The sequence below is a fragment of the Actinomadura sp. NPDC048021 genome (genome assembly GCF_040653135.1).
Taxonomy (GTDB): domain Bacteria; phylum Actinomycetota; class Actinomycetes; order Streptosporangiales; family Streptosporangiaceae; genus Spirillospora; species Spirillospora verrucosospora.
The window spans coordinates 31,378-52,867 of record NZ_JBEZJQ010000035.1 but is presented as its reverse complement, the minus strand read 5'-3'; the positions used below and the strand labels follow the sequence as shown (position 1 = coordinate 52,867).

The window sequence follows — 21,490 nt, the reverse complement described above, 5'->3', positions numbered from 1 at the left end:
TCATGCACGCCGTCATCCTCGCGGGCGGCAAGGGAGTGCGGCTGCGCCCGTACACGACGACCCTTCCGAAGCCGCTCGTCCCCATCGGCGACGAGTACTCCATCCTGGAGATCCTGCTGCACCAGCTGTCCCGGCAGGGGTTCGCCACCGTGACGCTGGCCATCGGGCACCTCGGGCACCTCATCCGGTCCTACGTCGGTGACGGGAGCCGGTGGGGGCTGCGCGTCGACTACGCCTCCGAGGAGGCGCCGCTCGGCACCATCGGCCCGCTGCTGACCATGCGGGACCGGCTCCCCGCCGAGTTCCTGGTGACCAACGGCGACGTCCTCACCGACCTCGACTTCGCCGGGCTGCTGGACGAGCACCGGGCCGCCCGGCCCCCGCTGACCGTCGCGACGTACGCGCGGAAGGTCGACATCGACTTCGGCGTCCTCACCGCCGTCGACGGGCGGGTCGTCGAGTTCGCCGAGAAGCCCACGCTCGACTACCAGGTCAGCATGGGCGTGTACGGGGTGTCCGCCGCCGCGCTCGCCGCGTACGAGCCGGGGTTCCCGCTCGGCTTCGACGAGCTCGTCCTCGACCTGCTGGCGGCCGGGCGCCATCCGCGCGCGTACCGGTTCGACGGGTACTGGCTCGACATCGGCCGGCCCGCCGACTACGACCGGGCCAACGCCGAGTTCCCCGCGATGCGCCCGCAACTGCTGGAGGGCCGCGTCCCGGCCTCCCGGCGGTCATGAGCCGGATCCTGCTGGTCGGCGCGACGGGGTTCGTCGGCCGGCACGTCCGGGCGCGGGCGGCCGCCGCCGGATTCGACGTCGTCGCGGCCGGACGGTCACCGGGGCTCGGCGGCCTGCCGCTGGACCTGACCGCCGGCCCCGGCGACGTGGCGGTGGCCGTCCGGCGCGTCGCGCCGGACGTGGTCGTCAACTGCGCCGGGGTCACGCACGGGTCCCCCGCGGAACTCGTCCGGGGCAACGTCGTCGCCGTCGCGAACCTCCTCGCGGGGGTGGCGGCGGCGCCGGGGCCCGTCCGGCTCGTGCACCTCGGCTCGGCCGCCGAGTACGGGCACGTCGAGCAGGGCACGCCCGTCTCGGAGCTCGCGCCGGCGCGCCCGCTCGGCCCGTACGGGGTCACGAAGCTGGCCGGGACGGAGCTCGTCCGCGCCGCCGGGCTCGACGCGGTCGTCCTGCGGGTGTTCAACCCGGTCGGGCCCGGCGCGCCCGGCACCACGCTGGCCGGGCGGCTCGCCGCCGAGCTGCGCCGCGCGGCGGGCGCCGGCGAGGACGTGCGGGTGGGGCCGCTCGACGCGAGCCGCGACCTCGTGGACGTGCGCGATGTCGCCGACGCGGTGGTCGCCGCCGTCCGCGCCCCCGGCGCGCTGCCCGCCGTGCTGAACGTCGGCAGCGGGCGGGCCACGCCGCTGCGGGACATGGCGGCCCTGCTGCTGCGCGTCACCGGCGCGCGGAGCCGGGTGCTGGAGTCCGCCGCGGGCTCGGACCGGTCGGCGGGCGTGGCCTGGCAGCGCGCCGACATCGGCGCCGCCGGGCGGGCGCTCGGCTGGACCCCGGCCACCGACCTGACGACGTCACTGCGCGACCTCTGGACGGACCACCTCCTAAAGGAGCGGAGCGATGCGGGGGGTGCGGGGGGTCGTCCTCCCACGGGGAGCACGGATGAGCGGAGCGATCCGGGGGGTGTGGGGGCTCGTCCTCCCACAGGGAGCACGGATGAGCGGAGCGATGCGGGGGGTGTGGGGGGTCGTCCTCCCGCGGGGAGCACGGCATGAGCGGAGTGGGGCTTGCTTCGTCGGTGGCCGTGCCGGCGTACTTCCCTCCCGGCGCCGTCGACTGGACCGACCTCGCCGACCCTCGCCTCGGCGCCGTCGTGCTCAACGTCGACAGCGGCGCGGGCACGGCACGGGACGGCGGGTTCGCGGACGTCGCGCACCGCACGTCCGCCGCCGGGGTGCGGCTCGCCGGGTACGTGGACACCGCGTACGGGCGCCGCCCGCCCGCCGAGATCGAGGAGGAGGTGCGGCGGTACCGCCGGTGGTACGGCGTCCGGGCGGTGTTCCTCGACCAGGTGCCGGCCGGGCCCGAGCACGTGCTGCGGTACCGGCGCATCGTGGCGGGCGTCCGGGCGCGGGGCGCGGAGCACGTCGTCCTCAACCACGGCGCGTACCCCGACGAGGCGTACGCGCGGCTCGCCGACCTGCTCGTCACCTTCGAGGGGCCGTGGTCGACGTACCGGCACGTCCGTGCACCCGAGTGGGCGACGCGGATGCCCGCCGAGCGGTTCTGCCATCTGGTCTACGCGGCGCCGCGCCCGGTTCTCCCACGCGCGCTCGCGCGGGCCGGACGCTGCAACGCAGGCGTCGTGTACATCACCGACCGGACGGGAGCGAACCCGTGGAACGGCCTGCCCGAGTACTTCTCCAGGGAGCTTTCCCTCGTCTACGCGGCGGACTGAGCGGGGTCGTGTCGTTCCGCTGCGATGGTCCGGCCGGTGCTTTACGCTCACACCCCATGCGTGGACCACTGGTGCGAATCACGTCCGTCCTGGTCGCCGGGACGTCCCTGCTCGCCGCTCCCGCCATGCACCCCGCGGCGCTCGCCACCGCCGAGGCAGGCACCGCCAAGGCAAGCACCGCCGCCAAGGGAGATCTGGGCAAGGACCTCGACGCCATCCTCGCCGACAGCCGCCTGGAGGGCGCCACCGTCGGCGCCGTGGTGCGCGACGCCCGCACGGGCGCCGTCCGCTACTCGCGGGGCGCGACGGCACAGGTGATGCCCGCCTCGAACATGAAGCTCTACACGTCGGGAGCGGCGCTGTCGCTGCTGGGGCCCGGGTACCGGTTCCGCACCGGCGTGTACGCGCGGGCGGTGTCCGGATCGTCCGTCAAGGGCGACCTCTACCTCAAGGGCACCGGCGACCCGACGACGCGGGCCGCCGACTACGACCGGCTCGCCGCCCAGGTGGCGGCGCGGGGCGTCCGGCGCGTCGAGGGAGGCCTCGTCGCGGACGACTCCTGGTTCGACGCCGTCCGCACGCCCTCCCACTGGGACCCCACCGACCTGCAGTACTACTACGCCGCGCAGACGTCCGCGCTGACCGTCGCGCCGGACGACGACTTCGACGCCGGATCGGTCGAGGTGTCGGTGCGGCCGGGCGCCGCCGAGGGCGCGCCGGTCGAGGTCGGGCTGGCCCCGGCGACCCGTACCGTCAAGATCGACAACAGGGCGGTCACGGGCGCTCCCGGGTCGCCGTCCACGCTGGCGGTGAACCGGGCCAACGGCAGCGACACCATCGTGGTGAGCGGCTCCCACCCCGCGGGCGGCGCGACCTACACCACCCTGCGCACGGTCGAGAACCCCAGTCTGTACGCGGCGGACGTCTTCCGGAGCGCGCTGCGGGCGCACGGCGTCGAGGTCGAGGGCGCCACCGAGCGCGGCCGGACCCCGAAGGGCGCCGCCGCGCTCGCCGCCCGCTCCTCGATGCCGCTGTCGCGGCTGATGGTGCCGTTCCTCAAGCTCAGCAACAACATGGTCGCCGAGACCCTGGTCAAGGCGATCGGCCGGGAGAAGGCGGGCGAGGGGAGCTGGACGGCGGGCCTGCCCGTGGTCGAGAGGTACGCCCGCGGCCAGGGCGTCCCCACCGCACGGCTGGACATGGCCGACGGATCGGGGCTGTCGCGCGAGAACCGCACGACCGCGCAGGACGTCAGCACCCTCCTGAAGAAGGCGCAGAGCGCGCCCTGGTTCAGCACCTGGTACCGGGCGCTGCCGGTCGCCGGCGACCCGGACCGGCTCGACGGCGGCACCCTGCGGTCGCGGATGCGGAACACCCCGGCCGCGGGCAACGTGCACGCCAAGACGGGGACGCTGACCGGCGTCTCCGCGCTCTCGGGCTACGTCACCGACCCGTCCGGGCGGCGGCTCGTCTTCTCGGTCGTGCTGAACGGCTACCGGGGCGCGGCGCCCAAGGACATCGAGGACAAGGTCGCGATCCGGCTGGCCGGGGGAGACCCCGCCGCCGTCCGGACGTTCCGCACCTCCGGGAACGCCCCGCAGCTGGAGTGCTCCTGGATCGGCCGCTGCTGACCGGCGACCGTCTCTGACCAGGGGCGGGGCGCGTCCCGCCGCCGGCGGAACGCGCCCCGCCGGCGTTCACCCCTGGTGCTCGGGGACGTAGAGGCGGACGTCGTCGACGTACGCCTCGCCCTCGTAGTAGTTGAGGTGCGGGTCGCCGATGATGAAGGAGTCGGGGTAGGCCGAGCCCTTGGGCCAGCTGTGCTCGGTCGTGTACGTCCCGGCCGGGCCCCTGTGGACGAGCCTGCGGTCGAACCGGCCGTCGTACTCGTCCGGCGTCTGGTTGTAGTGCCAGATCGGGCGCCCGTTCTCCACGAAGTCGTGGTGGACGCGCAGCGTGGTCTGCCCGGTGTGCAGGAACGGGCCGCTCATCTCCAGCGTGTACCCGGTGCGGTCGCGCTCGATCGCGAACCGGTAGGCGGCCTTCGGCATCAGCTCCGGCCGCAGCTCGGCGCTGGTGAGGTGCCCCTCGAACCGGCCGCCCGGCCCGTACCGCCGGTCCATGGACGCCTCCCCGCACGCGGTCTTGGCGTAGTACTCGTTGCTGATGTTGTTGTTGGCGGTCTCGCGGAACAGGTCGCCGCGCGGGAACAGCGCGTTGACGCCGTTGAAGGTGCCGTCGAACGTCCGGTACATCGTGCGGGTCTTCGGGTCGCAGGTCGCGGCGTTCTTCCAGCGGGCGTCGTCGCTGTAGTAGCCGTCCATGATGGCCTTGCGCCGGAAGTGGATCCCGGGGTTGCCGTGCGGCGCCGGGTTCGCGTGGTCGAGGATCGTCAGGTAGTAGAACCCGTTCTCCCGCGTCACGTCGGGGTACTGGCACCGGGACTTCCCCGGCAGCGCGCCCTGGAACGTCCACGGGTACCGGGTCTTGCACGGCTCCCTGGTGTACCCGTTGTGCCTGCCGTCGTAGTCGAACGTGCCGCCCCGCTTGCCGCCGAACCGGATGCCCCGCAGCGTCATCTCCACCCGGTAGTACCGGGGCAGCGGGCGGGTCGGCCGGATCAGGACGCCCGCGTCCCAGCTCGGCTCGGAGATCCGCGCGACGCGGTGCCCGCCCGGCAGCGTCACGGCCGACAGCCCCGGACGGGAGTCGGGACGCCCGTCGCGGTCCTTGTCGACCGCGGCGACCTCCGCGGTCAGCCACCCCCGCTGCCCGAAGGCGACGCGCTTGCGGAACACGTTGAGGGTCTTCATCTGCCGCTCGAACAGCGGCCCGCTGATCTTCTTCCAGGCCGCCCCGTCGTCGTCGAACGCGTCGACCGCCCACGGGCTGCGCGGCCCCTGCGGGTCGAGCCGCCACGGCGCCCCGTCGACGCGCAGCGGCCGGTCGAACCGCTCCTGCGCGACCAGCTTCCACCGGCCGCCGCCTGCCGCCGTCCCCACGGACCATCCCGCGGACACGACCGCCGCGGCGGCCGTCCCGACGGCCACGCCCGCCACTTTCCAGCTCGTCCTCAAGACGCACACCCCTCCCCGCGGAGCGCGCGGCCGCGCTCCGCCCCCGAACGTCGCAACGCATCGGAATTATATGAACGCGGAGAGTGATGAAGTGGGAGGCGGAGCCCGGCGTCGTCAGCGCTGGGAGAGGTAGCTTTCGGCGGTGTCGCGCAGGCGCGCGTGGACGCCGTCGTAGGCGGAGACGCCCGGCAGCGCGGTCTTGGGCATCTTCGCGAGCATCGTGTAGTTGGTGTCGACGACGTTGCCCGCCGGGGCGAGCGCCGCCTGGCTGACCAGCTGGTAGGCGTCCAGCTCGTCCAGGCCGAGCAGCGACGACGTCCAGGTGACCAGGTCGTGCTGGCTGATCCGGAACGCGTCCTCCAGCGGGCGGGCCGACCCGGTGGACATCAGGTGGAGGTCGTCCTCCAGGCGCGGCCAGGCCGGTGCGGCGCCCTTGATCAGGTCCACGACCACGACGGTGTCCATCGCCGCCTCCACGGCGGTGCCGCAGACCTCGCCCTCGCCCTGACGGCAGTGGCCGTCGCCGATGGAGATCAGGCCGCCCGGCACGTTGACCGGGAAGTACGCGGTGGTGCCCGCGCGCATCTCCGGGGTGTCCATGTTGCCGCCGTGCGCGCCCGGGGTGATGCTCATGATCACCTCGCCGGCGGCCGGGGCCACGCCCACGGTGCCGTGCATGGGGTCGAGCGGCAGCTCGATCTCCAGGTCGCTCTCGCGGGCGCGGAAGCGGCAGATCCCGCGGGCGGCGTCCACGTCGTAGATCCACACCCGTTCCGGCAGGGCCTGGTGCAGCATCGCCGTCGTGTGCGTCGCGGTCAGCGCCCCGAAGTGCGGGAACGTGGACGAGACCGCCCAGTCGCGGGCGGGGCGGATGTCCGCGAAGTGCACCGCGACCGCGTCGCCGGGCTCGGCGCCCGCGACGGCGATGGGGCCGGTGACGGGGTTGAGGTAGGGGAAGGAGCACACCCGGCTCGGCAGGTCGTCCACTCCCCGGACGGCGCCGCCGAAGCAGTCCTCGGTCGTCAGCTCCACGACGGTGCCGGGCGCGACCGTGAGCGCCGCCTCCCGCCCGCCGAACGCGAAGCCGGGCTCGGTTCCCGTCATGGAGACCACGTCGAACGTCACTTCTCGTTCTCCTCCTCTGCGATGCCGGCCAGGGCCGGACGGCGGTGGGTGACCAGCAGCCCGACCAGCAGCACCAGCCCGACGCCGAGCCACAGGAAGCCCAGCTCCTGCGCGGCGACCTTCGCGTTGACCACCACGTAGGCGAGGATGCCGAAGCCGATCGCCGGCGCGATCAGGTGGCGCCACCAGTCCCGGCTGCCCGACCGGACGACGTAGTGGACGACGACCGAGACGTGCAGCACCAGGAAGGCCGTCATGGCGCCGAAGTTGACGAGCGAGCTGAGCAGGGTGATGCCGTCCTCGCGCTGCTCCATGTAGAGGCCGAGGCCCAGCGAGACGGCCGCGACCAGGAGGGTCGCGTTGACCGGGACCTGCCGCCGGGAATGGACCCTGGCGAGGAACCTCGGCAGCTGCCGGTCCCGCGCCATGGCGTACAGCAGCCGGGACGTCGCGGCCTGCGCGACCAGCGAGTTGGCGAAGCCCCACGCGATCGCGGTGGCCAGCGCGGTCAGCTTGGCCAGCCACGCGCCGCCCGCGACCCGTGCGGCGTCGTAGAACGCGGTGCCGTCCGGGTCGCCCTCGTTGACGAGCTTGTCCGGGTCGGTGACCAGCAGCGAGGCCACCCACGTCTGGACGATGAACAGCACGCCGACCAGCAGCAGCGCGGCCACCATGGACCGTCCGATGGCGCGGGCCGACTCGCGGTTCTCCTCGGCCAGCGTGGAGATGCCGTCGAAGCCGAGGAAGCTCAGGACCGCGATCGACACGGCGCCGAACACCAGCCCCCACGAGAACGTCGAGCCGTTGTAGATCGGGCTGAGGCTTCCGCCGCCGTGGCCCTTGCCCTGGGCGAGCGCCACCAGGCCCACCACCAGGAAGACCGCCAGGATGACCAGCTCGGCGACCAGCATGATCCGGTTGATGCGCGCGGTCATCTCGATGCCGAAGAAGTTGACGGCCGTGTTGAGCACGACGAACGCGATGAGCCACAGCCACACCGGGACGCCGGGCACCAGCGAGTTCATCGCCACGCTGGCGATCAGGTACAGCAGGGCCGGCACCAGCACGTAGTCGAGCAGGATCATCCAGCCGGACAGGAACCCGACCGGCGCCGCGATGCCCCGTCCGGCGTAGGTGTAGACGGACCCGGCCATCGGGAACGCCCGCGACATCTGCGCGTACGAGCCGGCGGTGAACAGCATGGCCAGCATCCCGATGGCGTAGGCGAGCGCGACCATGCCGCCCGAGCCCTCGAAGACGCTGCCGAAGATGCCGAACGGCGCGATCGGCACCATGAAGATCAGCCCGTAGACCACGAGGTCCCGGAACGTGAGGGAGCGCCGCAGCTCCTGGGTGTACCCGTAGCGCTCGATGCCCTCCGGCGGCGTGGGGTCGACGGCCATGGTCCCTCCTCGGGCGAGGACGCGGGTCGTTCCCGCTCAGCGAACCCTAGAGGCAATCTTTTCAAATGAAAAGATTTGATCCGCAAAGATCTTAGAGGCGGGTGACGACGGTGAGGTCCAGCCCGTCCGCCCTGGCCAGGTAGCCCTCCGGGCGCGGCGGGCCGAGCGGCGCCGCCGACCAGGCGCGCCGCGCGACGGGGTCGGCGCCCGCCAGCAGCCGCGCCGACGCCGACCGCCCCTGCCGCGCGGTCAGCATGCCCGCGGCGGCCAGCGCCGCCAGCAGGTGGACGCCGTCGTAGCAGCCCTCCGCGTAGGCGTCCAGGACGGGGGCCGCCTCGCCGAACACCGTCCGGTACCGCTCGGCGAGCGCGAGCTGCCGCTCGTCCCCCTGCCCGGCGAACGACCGCATCGCCGAGTACAGCTCCCCGGTGTCGTCGCCGCCGGTGGCGAGCAGGACGTTCTCCTCCAGCGCCCCCGACAGCCGGACCACCCCGGCGGACAGCCGCGAGGCGGTGAACACCCGGTTGAACACGGCCAGGTCGCGGCCGACCAGGCTGAGCAGGACCGCCTCCGTGCCCGTCCGCGCCAGCGCGTGCACGACCTCCTCGAAGCGCGCCTCCGGGTCGTCGCCCTCCGCCCACGGGAAGGGCACGAGCCGGTCCAGCACCACCTCGCCGCCCGCCGCCCGGACCTGCCGCGCCGCCGCCCGGTGGACCGCCCGCGGCCAGATGTAGTCGCTGCCCAGCAGCGCCCACCGCCGCAGCCGAAGCCGCGCGCTCAGCCAGCGCAGCGCGGAGCCGAGCTGCCGGTCCGGCGAGTCGCCGAGCAGGACCACGCCCTGCCGCCGCGGCCCGCCCTCGTGCGGCGGCGTGAACACGTACGGCGCCCGCCCGGCGAGCGCCGCCTCCAGGCCGCGGTGCACGTCGCTCGTGTGGAACCCCACGAACGCCTGGACGAGCCCGGCGTCGGCGAGGAAACGGGCCTCGCCCGCCACCGCGCCCGGAGCCCGCCCGGCGTCCACCGGCACCAGCTCGACGGGCCGTCCGGCCGCCCCGCCGGAGGCGTTGACCTCGGTCGCGGCCAGGCACGCGGCGCTCAGCCCGGACGGCCCGGTCAGGCCGAGGGGCCCCGACAGCGGCAGCAGCAGCCCGAGCCGCAGCACGGCGGGATCCGGCCCGGTGACCAGCAACCCCGTGCCGTCCCGCACCACCGCGCGCATGATCGCCGAACCCCTCATGACCAGGCCAAGTATGCTCTTCCCACGGGCGGCTGGCGAGGGAGGCACCGGGTGGTCGAGCGGCACGGCGCGGCGGCGCGCACGGCGGAGACCGAACTCGTCGACCTGCTCACCCGCACGCAGCGGGCCCTGGCCCGCGGCCTCGGCGCCCGCCTGGACGAGGAGGGCGCGACGGTCGAGCAGTGGCGGGTGCTGCGCGCCCTCGCCGCGTCCGACGACGTCTCGATGGGCGAGCTGGCGCTCATCGTCGAGATCCCGCACCCCACCCTGACCCGGCTCGTGGACGCCCTGGTCGACTCGGCCTACCTGTACCGGTCCCACTCCACCCGGGACCGCCGCCGTGTGTCGGTGCACGTCTCCGACCTGGGCCGCGCCAAGCTGGAGCGGCTGGAGGCGCTGGCACGCGCGCACGAGCAGGCCCTCGCCGAGCGCCACGGCGACACGATCCAGAACCTGTCCGGCCTCCTGTCCGACCTCTGGAAGGGCCTCCGCTGACCCGGCGCCCCCTATGCACCGCGGGGGCGCCGGTGTTCGTTTTGTCAGGGAGCGGCCGTAGGGTCGGCGCATGTCGCGGCGGCGTTTCGATCAGGCCATGCAGCAGATGCGGACGAGGGAGCCGCGGGTCCGGGAGGACGCGTTCGACTTCCTGCGCGAGCACGCCGACGCCTACGTCGGCGAGCTGATCGCGGAGTTCGCGGCGGAGCGCGACGACCCCGGCCTGCGGTGCTGGCTGCTCGAACTGATCGCCGAGGCCCGCGCGCCGGAGGCCCTGGAGGTGTTCCGCGCCCAGCTGGAGAGCCCCGACGAGTCGCTGCGGTTCTGGGCGGTCCGCGGGCTGGAGATGCTCGACACCCGTGAGGCCGACGAGATCCTCGACGAGGCGCACGCCGGCGGCTGGCTCTTCTAGCCCCGGCGCCGGGCACGCCGCCGGGGCGCGGGGGCACGGCCCCCGCGCCCCCGAGGGTCACTTCAGACGGGCCTCGATCGCCTCGATGATCCGCGGGCGCATCTCGGCGGCGCGGATGACGGCGTCGACCGAGCCGACCTCCACCGCGCGCCGGATGTCGTGCACGCGGTCGAACTCGGCGGCCACCTCGCCGAGCTTCTCGGTGCGGACCGTCGCGCGCAGCTCGTCCAGCTCCGCCGTCAGCGCGGCGCGGCCCGGCCCCGAGGACGCCGCGACGCGGCCCTCCAGGTCCCGCACCCGCGGGTCGGCGGCCGTCCGGGCGTTGACGTCGGCGGCGAACACCACCGCGGCGGCCGGGGCGCCGCCGAGCACCGACGCGAACGAGCCCTCCAGCGCGAGCACGGTCATGTTCGGGTTCAGCGCCTTGGAGAACACCACGAACGCGCCGCCGTGGTACCGGGAGATCACGCAGAACACGATCGGGCCGCGGAAGTTGACGATCGCCCGGCCGATCTCGGCCCCGTACTCCAGCTGGAGCTGCCGCATCGACTCCGGCGAGCCGTCGAAGCCCGACAGGTTCGCCAGCACCACCAGCGGCCGGTTGCCGCTGGCCGCGTTGATCGCCCGCGCGGCCTTCTTGGACGACTTCGGGAACAGCGTGCCGGCGGTGTAGGCGTCCGGGCCGTCGGTGGGCGGGAAGCCGCGCCGCGGCACCGACTGCGACTCGATGCCGAGCAGGCACACCGGCATGCCGCCGAGGTGCACGTCCTGCACCACCGCGGTCTCGGCGTCGGCCATGCCCGCCCAGCGCTCCAGCACCGGGTGGTCCTGGTCGGACAGCGCCCGCATCACGGTCCGGATGTCGAACGGCTTCTTGCGGTCCGGGTTCGCCTCGGCGGAGAAGATCTCGCCGACCGTGGTGAACTCGCTGCCCTCCAGGACGTGCGGGAAGGCGGAGACGTCCCGGTCGACGGGGTCGGTCGTGCCGGCATTGCGCGGCCCCGGCTCACCGGGCGCGACGTAGGTGTGGTCGTAGTGCGACATCAGGATGTCCCGCGCGGCGACGAGGTTCGGCGCCCAGTACTGCGCCTGCCCGTTCGGGCCCATCACCCGGTCGTAGCCGCCGATGCCGAAGTTGTCCTCGGCCGAGACGCCGCCGGAGAAGTCGAGCGCCTGCTTGCCGGTGAGCACCATCGCCGAGTCCGGCGTCATGATCAGCACGCCCTTGGTGTGCATGAGCATCGTCGCCTCGGCGTTCCAGTACGGCTGGGCGCCGACGTTGATGCCCGCGACGACGACGTTGATCTCGCCGCCGTCCTGGGTGAACTCGACGATCCGCTTGAGCGCCGCGGCCACCCAGTCCATGTTCTCCGTGCCCGACTCCATGGAGATCCGGGCGCCCGAGGACAGCGCGTACCACTCCAGCGGCACCCGCATCCGCTCGGCCAGGTCCAGCGCGGCGATCACGCGGCGGCACTCGGCCTCCGACAGCGCCCCGAGCGACTTGGTCGGGTCGCCGAGCAGCACGACCCGGGTGACGCCCTGCGGGTGCCGCCGGGTCCGCTTCGAGACGACGCCCGCGACGATCGCCGCGGTGTTGCGCCCCTTCGGCCGGTCCACCGGGACCAGGACGTTCGCGTCGTCGAGGTCGTGCTCGACGAAGTCGCCGAGCAGGCCGGTCAGCTCGTACGGGTACACGGTGTTGCGGCTGCTCGCCCGCAGCACCTTCTGCCGGTAGCCGTCGAGCGGCTCGACCGGCGCGTCCGACGGCGCGCCGACGGTCAGCCGGGTGCCGCCCGTGGCGTCGAAGGCGACCCGGACGGCGATCTTGACCGGCTCGCCCGTCCGCGGGTCGCGCTGCCGCGCGATGAGCAGGACCTCCTCCAGCCCGGCCCCCGCCGCCGCCGGCAGCATGCGGCCCGCCAGCCGCTGCAGCTCGGCGCGGGTGAGGTCGCTCGTCGGCCAGACGTAGATCACGATGCGGTTGGTGGGGAACCGCTTCTTGGACGGCCGCCGCGCCTGCGCCCTGCGGATCGAGTCCAGGCAGGTGGCGAGGGTGTACTCGGCCGTCGGCAGGGAGCGCAGCTTCCCGTCGCCGTCGCGCAGCGCGGTCAGGTCGCGCACCTGCGCGAACGCGACGAGCCGGTCGTCGGACGGGTTGTCGCGCGCCACGCACTGGAAGAGGTAGACCTCCTCGTCCGAGGACGGCAGCCGGGTCAGGTCGAACTTGTGCAGCCGCTCCATCTGCATCCGCTGCGCGATGAACGGGTGCAGGCCGCGGATCAGCCGCTCCTCGGCCATGCCCCCTGCGGGGGGACGACCCCCCACACCCCCCGGATCGCTCCGCTCATCCGTCCCGCCTGTGGGGGGGCGACCCCCCACACCCCCCGGATCGCTCCGCTCATCCGTCCCGCCGCCCTCCGCCGGGCGGAACGTGAAGTGGTGGTGCATCACCGCGCCGCTGCTGCCCGCGACCGTCGCGGTGATCCTGCGGATCCGCGGCGGCAGCGGGTGCGCGTTGACGACCTCCTGCAGCGCGGCGGCCATCGCGTCGAAGTCCTCGGGCTGCCGCTCCCAGGACAGGTAGATGTCGGCGTCGACGTCCTCGCCGCCGTCCGCCAGCTCCGCGAGCCCGCGCAGCGCGGCGCCGAGCGCGTCGAAGCGCACCGCCGAGGAGACCAGGCGCGAGCCCGCGTGCTCGGCGACCACGAACGAGCAGCCGCCCGCCTCCCGGGTGTGCAGGCCCGTGAGGCCCTTGTTCCCGTAGTACCGCCGGGTGAGCACCTCCAGCATCACCGCGTTGTCGCCGTTGCCGCGCACGAGCCGCTGGCCGAGCAGCCGCACCAGCGGCTCGGTGCTGCGCACCATCTCGGCGATCAGCTCCTCGCGCTCCGGCGCGTCCGGGTGCGCGTCCAGGTGCCGCAGGTTGCGGCGGACGCGGGCGTAGACGGCGGCGCGGTTGCGGCGCAGCAGCGGCTGGGCGAACCAGGCGAACACCACGCCGCACGCGAGGTCGTACACCACGGGGAACCGGACCTGCGTCGCGGCCACCAGCCGCTCCAGCGCCAGGCCGGCGGCCTCGCGCAGCGCCTCGTCCGGCGGGGGCTCGCCGAGCCACTCGCGCAGCAGCGTCGCGACGACCGAGGCGTCGGCGGCCGCCCGCTGCTGCGCCAGGAAGATCCGGAACACCGCCGCCTCGAGCTCGGGGGTGCGCTCCAGGTCGGTGACGCCGTAGTGGCCGAGCGCCTTGGCGAGCTTGGCCTGGAACGCCTGAGGCAGCCCGGCCCGCTCGACGTCCAGGCTCTGCAGGTAGGTGTGGAAGTACTCGCGGGCGCTGTGCACGTGGCCGCCGTCGGTGCCGTCGCCGCCCGCCGGGCGGTTGCGGCTCAGCTCGGCGAGGTCGGCGAACACGTCGATGAGCCCGAGCTCCTCGGCCACCGGCCGGTGCCCGTCGGCGGCGGCGGCGCGGCGCGCGGCGAGGTAGCCGTCCAGGGCCCGGCGCTCGTCGTGCGGGTCGACGTCGAAGCCGAGCAGCAGGCTGCGCAGGTCCTCCTGGCCGCGGGCCGCGCGCTCGCGCGCCGGGACGGCGCCCGGCGCGGCGGGCAGATCGAGCTCGACGGCGCCGGTCGCCGCGACGTCCGCGGCCTCGGCCTCGTCGGCGAGCGGCTCCAGCCGCAGCAGCGGCGCCCCCGTCTCCACCTGGCTGCCGACGGAGACGACGCACTCCTTCAGCCGCGCCTTGAACGGCGCCCGCAGCACCGTCTCCATCTTCATGCTCTCCAGGACCAGCACCGGCGCGCCCGCCTCGACCTCGGCGCCGACCTCCAGGGGCGTGGCGACGACCAGCGCCGGCGCGGGCGAGCGGACGACGCCGCCCTCGTCGCGGCTGACCCGGTGCGCCACCCCGTCCACCTCGACGAAGTGGACCGGGCCGTGGGTGCCGGTGAGCAGGCGGTACCGGGAGCCGTTGACGGTGATCTGGCCGAGGTGCCGGTCGAAGCGTTCGAGCTCGACGTCGGCGGTGCGGACCTCGCCGCCCGCCTCGACGGCGACGCGGAACCGGTCCGCGCCGACCCGGGCCACCCGCACCCGGTAGCCGGCGCCGCGCAGCTTGAGGTCCAGCGGCCGGCCGCTCTCGTGCCGCGCCTGCGGGCGCCCGCCGGACGCCGTCGACAGCAGCCGCCGCCGCTCGGCGCCCTCCGCCTCCTCGTAGGCCTCGATGGCGGCGGCGGCCAGCGCGACGGCGGAGTGCCGGTGGGTGACGAGGCCGCCCTCGGCGCGGACGCGGTCGATCCAGCCGGTGTCGGCGCTCGCGTCGATCACTTCGGGCCGGTCGAGCAGGTCGAGCACGAAGCTCTTGTTCGTCGCGCCGCCCTCGATGATCACCGTGGTCTGGGTCATCGCGCGGCGCAGCCGGCCGAGCGCCTCGTCGCGGTCGCGGCCGTAGGCGATGATCTTGGCGATCATCGAGTCGAAGTCGGCGGGGATCGTGTCGCCCTCGCTGACGCCGGTGTCCACCCGGATGCCCGGCCCGGCGGGCAGGTCCAGCCGGACGATGCGGCCCGGCGAGGGGGCGAAGTCGCGGTCGGGGTCCTCGGCGTTCAGCCGCGCCTCGACCGCGTGCCCGCGCTCCACCGGCGGAGCGCCGTCGAGCCGTCCGCCGGAGGCCACGTGCAGCTGCGCCTTGACCAGGTCGAACCCGGTGGTGGACTCGGTGATCGGGTGCTCGACCTGGAGGCGGGTGTTGACCTCCAGGAACGCGAACATCCGGTCGCCGGGGTGGTACAGGAACTCGACGGTCGCCGCGCCGCGGTACCCGACCGCGACGGCGAGCCGCTCGGCCGACGCCTTCAGCTCGGCGGTCTGCTCGGCGCCGAGCACCGGCGACGCCGACTCCTCGATGATCTTCTGGTTGCGGCGCTGCACCGAGCAGTCGCGCACGCCGAGCGCCCACGCGCTCTCGCCGTCGGCGATCACCTGGACCTCGACGTGCCGGGCGCCGGTGACGAGGCGCTCCAGGAACACGACGCCGCTGCCGAAGGCCCGCGCCGCCTCCTGGCTGGTGCGCTCGTAGGCGTCCGCCAGCTCGGCCGCGCTGGTGATCACTCGGATGCCGCGGCCGCCGCCGCCCGCGGTCGCCTTCAGCATCAGCGGGTAGCCGATGCGCTCCGCCGCCGCGATCGCCTCGTCCAGGGTCTCGACCGCGCCGCGGCTCCACGGCGCGACCGGCACGCCGACCTCCTCGGCGATCAGCTTCGCGCCGATCTTGTCGCCGAGCCGGCGCATGGCCTCCGCGCTCGGCCCGACGAACGCCACCCCGATCCGGTCGCACAGCTCCGCGAACGCCGGGTCCTCCGCGACGAAGCCCCAGCCGACCCACGCGGCGTCGGCGCCGGTCTCCACCAGCGCGCGCTCCAGGACCTCCAGGTCCAGGTACGGCCGGGCGGACGCGGGGCCGAGGTCGTAGGCCAGGTCGGCCTCGCGGACGAAGGTGGCCGTCCGGTCGACATCGGTGTACAGGGCGACGGTCTCGATCCGCGTCCCGCTCTCCGCGGCGATGTCCCGTACGGCGTGGATGAGCCGCATGGCGGCCTCACCCCGGTTCACGATGGCGACACGACTGAACACCCGACCGAGCCCTCCTGTTAGACGGTGCGCGCTTCCTGGCGGTGCGCGCTGTCTGGCGATGCGCGTTGTTGGACGACGTGCGGCGCCGGGACGCGGCGCACCCGGACACACTCACCTTTCCGCCCAGAGGGCGAAGGCGCCATGCCGCCGACAACGCACGCTGCGCCGCTGTAGTTGTAGGAAACCTGCAAAACCGGTCGCCCCCGCCGCACGCGCGAAAGGATCAGGATACGGAAGCCGGCTCCGGTTCCCGGCGAGCCCCGGAGCGGGCCGGTCGGCTGCCGAAGCCCGACAGGATCGCCTCCAGCAGCGGCAGCGCGCGGCCCGCCCTCTTCGCGCGGATGACCAGGTCCCACGCGGGCTCGAACTTCTTCCATCCTCCGGCGTAGGCGACGTGCCGGGTCCTGCCGCGCAGCGTCGGCTTGGTGGAGGCGCCGCGCAGGATCGAACCCCAGCGGTAGAAGTCGCGGTAGGCGCGCCAGTAGCCGTCCTCAAGCTGCTGCGCGGTCATCCTGGCGGGCTTGAAGACGACCGTGCGGGTGTCGTACCGGTCCCAGTCGGAGTGCAGGAGGCGGTCGGCCTTGGCCATCCGGTCGTAGAGGCGGGTCCCCGGATAGGGGGTCAGGATGTGGAAGGTGGCCGTCTCGATCCCCTGGCCGATCGCCCACTCGACGGTGCGGTCGAACACCGACGGGTCGTCCTCGTCCATCCCGAACACGAAACTGCCGTTGACCATCACGCCGTTGTCGCGCAGCCGGCGGACCACCGCGCCGTAGTCGCGGTCGATGTTCTGCCACTTGCGCTGCTCGGTGAGGTTCCCGGCGTTGACGGTCTCGAAGCCGACGAACAGGCTCCGCAGCCCCGACTCGACGGCCTTCTCCAGGAGCCCGGGGTTGAGCACCGCCTTCACCGTCCCGGCCGCCTGCCAGAGCCGTCCCATGCCGCGCATCCCGTCGAACAGCGCGGACGCGAACCGGGCGTTGCCGAACAGGTGGTCGTCCAGGAAGTACAGGTGCCGCCCCGGCAGCCGGTCGATCTCGGCGAGCGCCGCGTCGACCGTCTGGGTGTAGAACGACTTGCCGCCCTCGAAGAACGCCTCCTTGTAGCAGAAGTCGCACACGTGCGGGCAGCCGCGCGACACCACGATCGAGTTCGGGACGAGGTAGCGCTCGCGGGCGATGAGGTCGCGGCGGATGGGCGGCAGCGCCGCGAGCGTCCGCTCGGAGGAGTCGTAGCGTGCCGCCGGGCGGCCGGCGCGCAGGTCGGCGAGGAAGCGGGGCCAGGTGTCCTCGCCGGGCCCGCAGAAGATCGTGTCGGCGTGCCGGGCGGCCTCGTCCGGGAGCGAGGTGACGTGCAGCCCGCCCAGGCACACGTGGACGCCCCGGGCGCGGTAGAGGTCGGCGAGCTCGTAGGCCCGCCGCGCGGAGGTGATGTAGACCTGGATCACCACGAGGTCGGGCTCGTCGGAGGTGTCGACCTTCTGCACGTGCTCGTCGGTCACCGTCACCTCGTCGTCCGGGTCGAGGTACCCGGCGAGCGTGGCCAGCCCGAGCGGCGGGAACAGCGAGTACTTGATCGGACGGAAGAAGGGCGAGGTCGCCTCGGTCAGGGCCGGGAGGATCATCTTCACGCGCATGTCTCATTGGACGCCTCCCCACCGCCGCGGTGGCGTCCGCCGTGTGCGGATCGTGTGGAGATCCCGTGTGGGCGGAGCCCCGGGGCCAGGGCGAGGGTGACGGCCACCGACGCGGCGGCCATGATCGCCATGGCGGCGGCGGGCGAGGTCGCCTGGGCGGCGCCGCCCGCCAGCGCCGCCCCGGCGCCCTGCATGGTGAGCATCCCGGACGAGTGCAGCCCCAGGGCGTGCCCGTGCATGCGGACCGGGGTCAGCGCCATGAGGCGCTCCTGCAGCAGCAGCGTCGACCCGTACCCGACGGAGGCCAGCAGGACGGCGCCCGCGCCGACCGGGAGCGGCGGGTCGACGGCGAACAGCAGGTAGGGGCCCGCCAGCAGGAGCAGCAGGGGCGGGCTCAGCCGCTCGCGCAGGCGGCGGGGGACGAACCGGCCCGCGGCGGTGTCGCCCACCAGCATGCCGACGGCCGCCGCGGCGAGCAGCAGCCCCGCGTGCCGCGGCGAGTAGGGGACGAAGAGGGCCTCGCAGCCGACGATCAGGCCGTTCGGCACCCACATCGCGAGGTAGGCGTACCGGCGCGGACCCGAGGAGAGCAGCCGCACCGTGGTCCGCCACGTCTCGCCGAGGCTTGGATGCCCGGCGGCCCGGGGCGGCCGGCGGCCCAGGCCGGTGACCGCCACCACGGCGGTGAGAAGGTAGAGCGCGGCGCCGGTGAGCAGGGCGCCCCGGGGCGAGAGCGCGACCACGAGGACGCCGCCGACCGCGAAGCCGCCGATCTGCGTCGTCCCCGCCGCCATGTTCAGCACGGAGCGCCCGAGGAGGTACCCCTCGTCCGGCAGGATCTCGCTCAGGAGGCCGTAGCAGACGCCGCTCCGCAGCGAGGCGACCAGCCCGAGCCCCGCCACGACGGCGAGGAGCGCCGCCGGCGGAAGGCCGGGAACCGCCAGGACGGCCGTCCCCGCGCCGAACAGCAGGGCCATGCAGGCGAGCGCGGTCCTCGGCGGCAGGCGGTCGGCGGCCGACAGCAGCGTCAGCGCGCCCGCCATCTGGGCGAACGAGCCGCCGAACATGCTCAGCGCCGACAGCAGCGGCGAGCGGGTCGACTCGTACACCAGCGTGCCGAGCGCCAGGCCGCTGACCGTCTGCGCGGACTCCTGGACCGTGAACGACGTGAGGAGCGGCGTGTACTCCGGGGCGCGGAAGAGATCCCGATACGTGCGCATGCCCGCCAGGTTCGGGGCCGCCGCCGGAGGGCCGGTAGAGTTTCGCGAGGAGGCGAAACGTGAGCTTGTGGCAGGTCAACGCGGACACCCTCGCGAGCGGCCGCTTCGTCGTCTCCGCCCTGGCGGAGACCACCGCCTGCGTGAAGCTCCTGGAGAAGGGCGCCGCCGCGCATCCGGGGGAGCGATCCTGGCTCGACGCCCACTTGCCCGCCTACCGCCGGATGCTGCGGCGCGACCCGGTCACCGCCGCGCTGCTGGACGCCGCCCTCGGCGCCAGGACCAGGTGGAGCGCCGACTTCCTGACGCCGCCGCACCCGGGCGTGGGCTCGCCGCCGTTCGAGGAGGAGCTCGACACCGTCCGCCGGACTCCGCCCGAGCGGGCCTACGCCGACCTGGAGGTCTCGTCCGGCGGCCCGCTGCCCGCCGCGCTGCGCCGCCCCGACGCCCCCGAGCGGATCGCCGGCCTGCTGGAGTGGGTGTGGACGCACGCCGTCGAGCCGGACTGGGAGCGCCGCCGCCGCGTTGTCGAGGCCGACGCCGTCGCGCGCGCCGGGCAGCTGGGCCAGGGCGGATGGGCCGCGGCCCTGGACGACATGCGCCCCGGGATGCGCTGGCTCGGCGACGGCCGCCTCCAGATCGACGTCCTCGACTTCCCGCCGCGCGACATCTCCGGTGCCCGGCTGCTCTTCGTCCCGGTCACGCCCCGGACGGGATGGGTGGCCTGGCAGGAGCCGGACCCCGACCGGTACGCGATCGTCTACCCCTGCTCGGCCCCGCTGGCCGGCGCGGGCGAGGCCGCCGTCCCCGAAGCGCTCGAACGCCTCCTCGGCCCGGGGCGCGCCCGCGTCCTCGTCCTGCTCGCCACGCCGCTGAGCACCACGCAGCTCGTGGCGCTGACCGGCCAGGGGCTCGGCTCGGTCGGCCGCCACCTCCGGGTCCTCTTCGACGCCCGCCTGGTCGACCGCCGCCGCGCCGGCCGCTCCGTCCTCTACTACCGGACGGCCACCGGCGACGCACTCGTGGACGGCGTCCGGCCCCCGCACGCCCCCGAGGTCACCGCTGGGGCAGTTCCTGGTCCTGGTCCTCGTTCTTGACGGTCTCGGCCGAAGCGCCGGTGAGGTGGTCCAGCGTCCCCGTGATGTCCAGGAGCCGGTCGAGCCGCACGCTCCGGCCGGTCAGCGCGAGATGGACGCCGGCCGCGGCCGTCCGGCGGTGCACCATCAGCAGTGCGGCCAGGCCGGCCGAGTCGCACATGCCCATCCCGCCGCAGGCGAGCTCCAGCTCGCGGACGTCCGGGTTGTCCTCCATCTGCGTCCGGACGGTGGCCACCAGCCTGTCGGCGGTGTGAAAGTCCAGATCACCCTCAATCTCGATCCGCAGCGAGCGCGCCCCGGAAAGGGTGGCGACCACGCGCAGCGGAGTATCGGGAACAAAGGCGGTCATCAGGGTTCCTCCGTGGATGCCCCGGCCTTCAGGCCAGGGAGAAAACGGACTCCTAGGGAGCAGGGTTGGAAAGCTAGGACGTTTCGGTGTCCGCGGGGTCGGCGGGCTCCGCGGCTGCTAGAACGTGGTGCATGGCGCGCCAGGTCAGGCGGGCGTTCAAGTACCGCTTCTATCCCACCGGTGAGCAGGCGGCTGAGTTGTCGCGCACGTTCGGGTGTGTGCGGCTGGTGTACAACATGGCGCTGGAGGAGCGCACCCGGGCCTGGCATGGCGAGCGGCGCCGAATCTCCTATGTGCAGTCGTCGGCCGCGTTGACACAGTGGAAGAAGACGGCGGAGTTCGCCTTCCTGGCGGAGGTGTCGTGCGTCCCGCTCCAGCAGGCGCTGCGCCATCTTCAGACGGCGTTCGCCAACTTTTTCGCCAAGCGGGCCGCCTATCCGCGCTTCAAGTCGCGCAAGCGGTCGCGTGCGTCGGCCGAGTACACCCGCAGCGCCTTCACCTGGCGCGACGGGCGCCTCACTCTGGCGAAGATGTCCGCGCCGCTGGACATCCGCTGGTCGCGTCCGCTGCCCGAGGGTGTGGAGCCGTCCACGGTGACGGTGTCGCGCGACAGTGCCGGGCGCTGGTTCGTGTCCCTGCTGTGCCAGGACTGCGTCGCCTCCGCCCCCGCCACGGACGCGGCGGTCGGGATCGACGCCGGGATCACTTCGCTGGTGACCCTGTCGACCGGGGAGAAGATCGCCAACCCCCGGCACGAGCGGCGCGACCGCGCCCGCCTGGCCAAGGCGCAGCGGGAGCTGTCGCGAAAGGCCCCGGGTTCGGCGAACCGGGACAAGGCCCGCCGCAAGGTCGCCCGCGTGCACGCGCGGATCGCCGATCGGCGCCGCGACTTCCTGCACAAGCTGTCGACTCGTCTCGTCCGTGAGAACCAAACGGTCGTGATCGAGGACCTCACCGTCGCCAACCTGCTCAAGAACCGCAGACTCGCCCGCGCCATCTCGGATACGGCGTGGGCGGCGCTCCGCACGATGCTGGAGTACAAGTGCGCCTGGTACGGCCGCGACCTGGTCGTGGTCGACCGCTGGTTCCCCTCCTCCAAGTTGTGCGGAACCTGCGGCACGGTGCGCGCGAAGCTGCCGCTGGACGTCCGCGAATGGACGTGCGAGTGCGGAGCCGTGCATGACCGCGACGTGAACGCCGCGCGCAACATCCTGGCCGCCGGGCTGGCGGTGACCGCCTGTGGAGACGGTGTAAGACCTCAACGGGACGCCTCCCGGACGAGGCGGTCGTCGGCGAAGCAGGAAACCCAGCGGGCGATCGCTGGAACCTCCCGCCCATAGGCAGA

At 73.8% G+C, this 21,490-nt stretch carries 16 protein-coding genes; 8 read left to right on the top strand and 8 right to left on the bottom strand.

What is annotated here, in order from left to right:
* Nucleotides 1-2 precede the first annotated feature (2 nt).
* From AB0C87_RS38400 to dacB, 4 genes are read left to right on the top strand one after another with little or no spacing between them, the layout of a single operon-like run.
* Complete coding sequence (locus AB0C87_RS38400) at nucleotides 3-737, top strand: nucleotidyltransferase family protein (protein WP_360581658.1); 735 nt, start codon at nucleotides 3-5, stop codon at nucleotides 735-737.
* Nucleotides 734-1,786, top strand: a complete 1,053-nt coding sequence (locus tag AB0C87_RS38395; RefSeq protein ID WP_360581657.1) for an NAD(P)-dependent oxidoreductase — start codon at nucleotides 734-736, stop codon at nucleotides 1,784-1,786. Before AB0C87_RS38400 ends, AB0C87_RS38395 begins: the two co-directional genes overlap by 4 nt.
* Nucleotides 1,783-2,469, top strand: coding sequence for a spherulation-specific family 4 protein (locus tag AB0C87_RS38390; protein WP_345182918.1), 687 nt, complete (start codon nucleotides 1,783-1,785; stop codon nucleotides 2,467-2,469). Before AB0C87_RS38395 ends, AB0C87_RS38390 begins: the two co-directional genes overlap by 4 nt.
* A 56-nt stretch (nucleotides 2,470-2,525) precedes the next feature.
* Nucleotides 2,526-4,100 (top strand): D-alanyl-D-alanine carboxypeptidase/D-alanyl-D-alanine-endopeptidase, encoded by a 1,575-nt coding sequence (gene dacB, locus AB0C87_RS38385; protein WP_360581656.1) that lies wholly within the window; start codon nucleotides 2,526-2,528, stop codon nucleotides 4,098-4,100.
* A gap of 66 nt (nucleotides 4,101-4,166) precedes the next feature.
* Here dacB and AB0C87_RS38380 read toward each other — a convergent pair whose 3' ends face one another.
* The 4 genes from AB0C87_RS38380 to AB0C87_RS38365 form a co-directional block, all read right to left on the bottom strand.
* Nucleotides 4,167-5,519, bottom strand: a complete 1,353-nt coding sequence (locus tag AB0C87_RS38380) for a hypothetical protein (RefSeq protein WP_345182920.1) — start codon at nucleotides 5,517-5,519, stop codon at nucleotides 4,167-4,169.
* Between the two features lie 141 nt (nucleotides 5,520-5,660).
* Nucleotides 5,661-6,671 carry an acetamidase/formamidase family protein gene (locus AB0C87_RS38375; RefSeq protein ID WP_345182922.1) on the bottom strand — a complete coding sequence of 337 codons (1,011 nt, stop codon included), beginning with the start codon at nucleotides 6,669-6,671 and terminating at the stop codon, nucleotides 5,661-5,663.
* On the bottom strand, nucleotides 6,668-8,074 hold the full coding sequence (locus AB0C87_RS38370; protein WP_360581655.1) for an APC family permease: 1,407 nt from the start codon (nucleotides 8,072-8,074) through the stop codon (nucleotides 6,668-6,670). Before AB0C87_RS38370 ends, AB0C87_RS38375 begins: the two co-directional genes overlap by 4 nt.
* A 91-nt stretch (nucleotides 8,075-8,165) precedes the next feature.
* Nucleotides 8,166-9,311 (bottom strand): ABC transporter substrate-binding protein, encoded by a 1,146-nt coding sequence (locus AB0C87_RS38365; protein WP_345182924.1) that lies wholly within the window; start codon nucleotides 9,309-9,311, stop codon nucleotides 8,166-8,168.
* 51 nt (nucleotides 9,312-9,362) lie between these two features.
* Here AB0C87_RS38365 and AB0C87_RS38360 point away from each other — a divergent pair, with 51 nt between their 5' ends.
* On the top strand, nucleotides 9,363-9,806 hold the full coding sequence (locus AB0C87_RS38360) for a MarR family transcriptional regulator (RefSeq protein WP_353831095.1): 444 nt from the start codon (nucleotides 9,363-9,365) through the stop codon (nucleotides 9,804-9,806).
* A gap of 70 nt (nucleotides 9,807-9,876) precedes the next feature.
* Nucleotides 9,877-10,218 (top strand): HEAT repeat domain-containing protein, encoded by a 342-nt coding sequence (locus tag AB0C87_RS38355; RefSeq protein ID WP_345182926.1) that lies wholly within the window; start codon nucleotides 9,877-9,879, stop codon nucleotides 10,216-10,218.
* 57 nt (nucleotides 10,219-10,275) lie between these two features.
* Here AB0C87_RS38355 and AB0C87_RS38350 read toward each other — a convergent pair whose 3' ends face one another.
* The 3 genes from AB0C87_RS38350 to AB0C87_RS38340 form a co-directional block, all read right to left on the bottom strand.
* A complete protein-coding gene (locus AB0C87_RS38350; protein WP_360581654.1) occupies nucleotides 10,276-15,846 on the bottom strand; it encodes a carboxyl transferase domain-containing protein in 5,571 nt (1,856 codons plus the stop codon).
* A gap of 223 nt (nucleotides 15,847-16,069) precedes the next feature.
* Complete coding sequence (locus AB0C87_RS38345; protein ID WP_360581653.1) at nucleotides 16,070-17,482, bottom strand: radical SAM protein; 1,413 nt, start codon at nucleotides 17,480-17,482, stop codon at nucleotides 16,070-16,072.
* Nucleotides 17,473-18,702 (bottom strand): MFS transporter, encoded by a 1,230-nt coding sequence (locus AB0C87_RS38340; RefSeq protein WP_360581652.1) that lies wholly within the window; start codon nucleotides 18,700-18,702, stop codon nucleotides 17,473-17,475. Before AB0C87_RS38340 ends, AB0C87_RS38345 begins: the two co-directional genes overlap by 10 nt.
* Before the next feature lie 59 nt (nucleotides 18,703-18,761).
* On the opposite strand from AB0C87_RS38340, the gene AB0C87_RS38335 reads away from it, so the two are divergent.
* Nucleotides 18,762-19,796: a winged helix-turn-helix domain-containing protein gene (locus AB0C87_RS38335; protein WP_360581651.1), complete on the top strand. Its 1,035-nt coding sequence runs from the start codon at nucleotides 18,762-18,764 to the stop codon at nucleotides 19,794-19,796.
* On the opposite strand, the gene AB0C87_RS38330 is transcribed toward AB0C87_RS38335, so the two are convergent.
* Complete coding sequence (locus tag AB0C87_RS38330) at nucleotides 19,756-20,145, bottom strand: STAS domain-containing protein (RefSeq protein ID WP_360581650.1); 390 nt, start codon at nucleotides 20,143-20,145, stop codon at nucleotides 19,756-19,758. The genes AB0C87_RS38335 and AB0C87_RS38330 overlap by 41 nt on opposite strands.
* Before the next feature lie 131 nt (nucleotides 20,146-20,276).
* On the opposite strand from AB0C87_RS38330, the gene AB0C87_RS38325 reads away from it, so the two are divergent.
* Nucleotides 20,277-21,485 carry an RNA-guided endonuclease TnpB family protein gene (locus AB0C87_RS38325; protein WP_360581649.1) on the top strand — a complete coding sequence of 403 codons (1,209 nt, stop codon included), beginning with the start codon at nucleotides 20,277-20,279 and terminating at the stop codon, nucleotides 21,483-21,485.
* Nucleotides 21,486-21,490 lie beyond the last annotated feature (5 nt).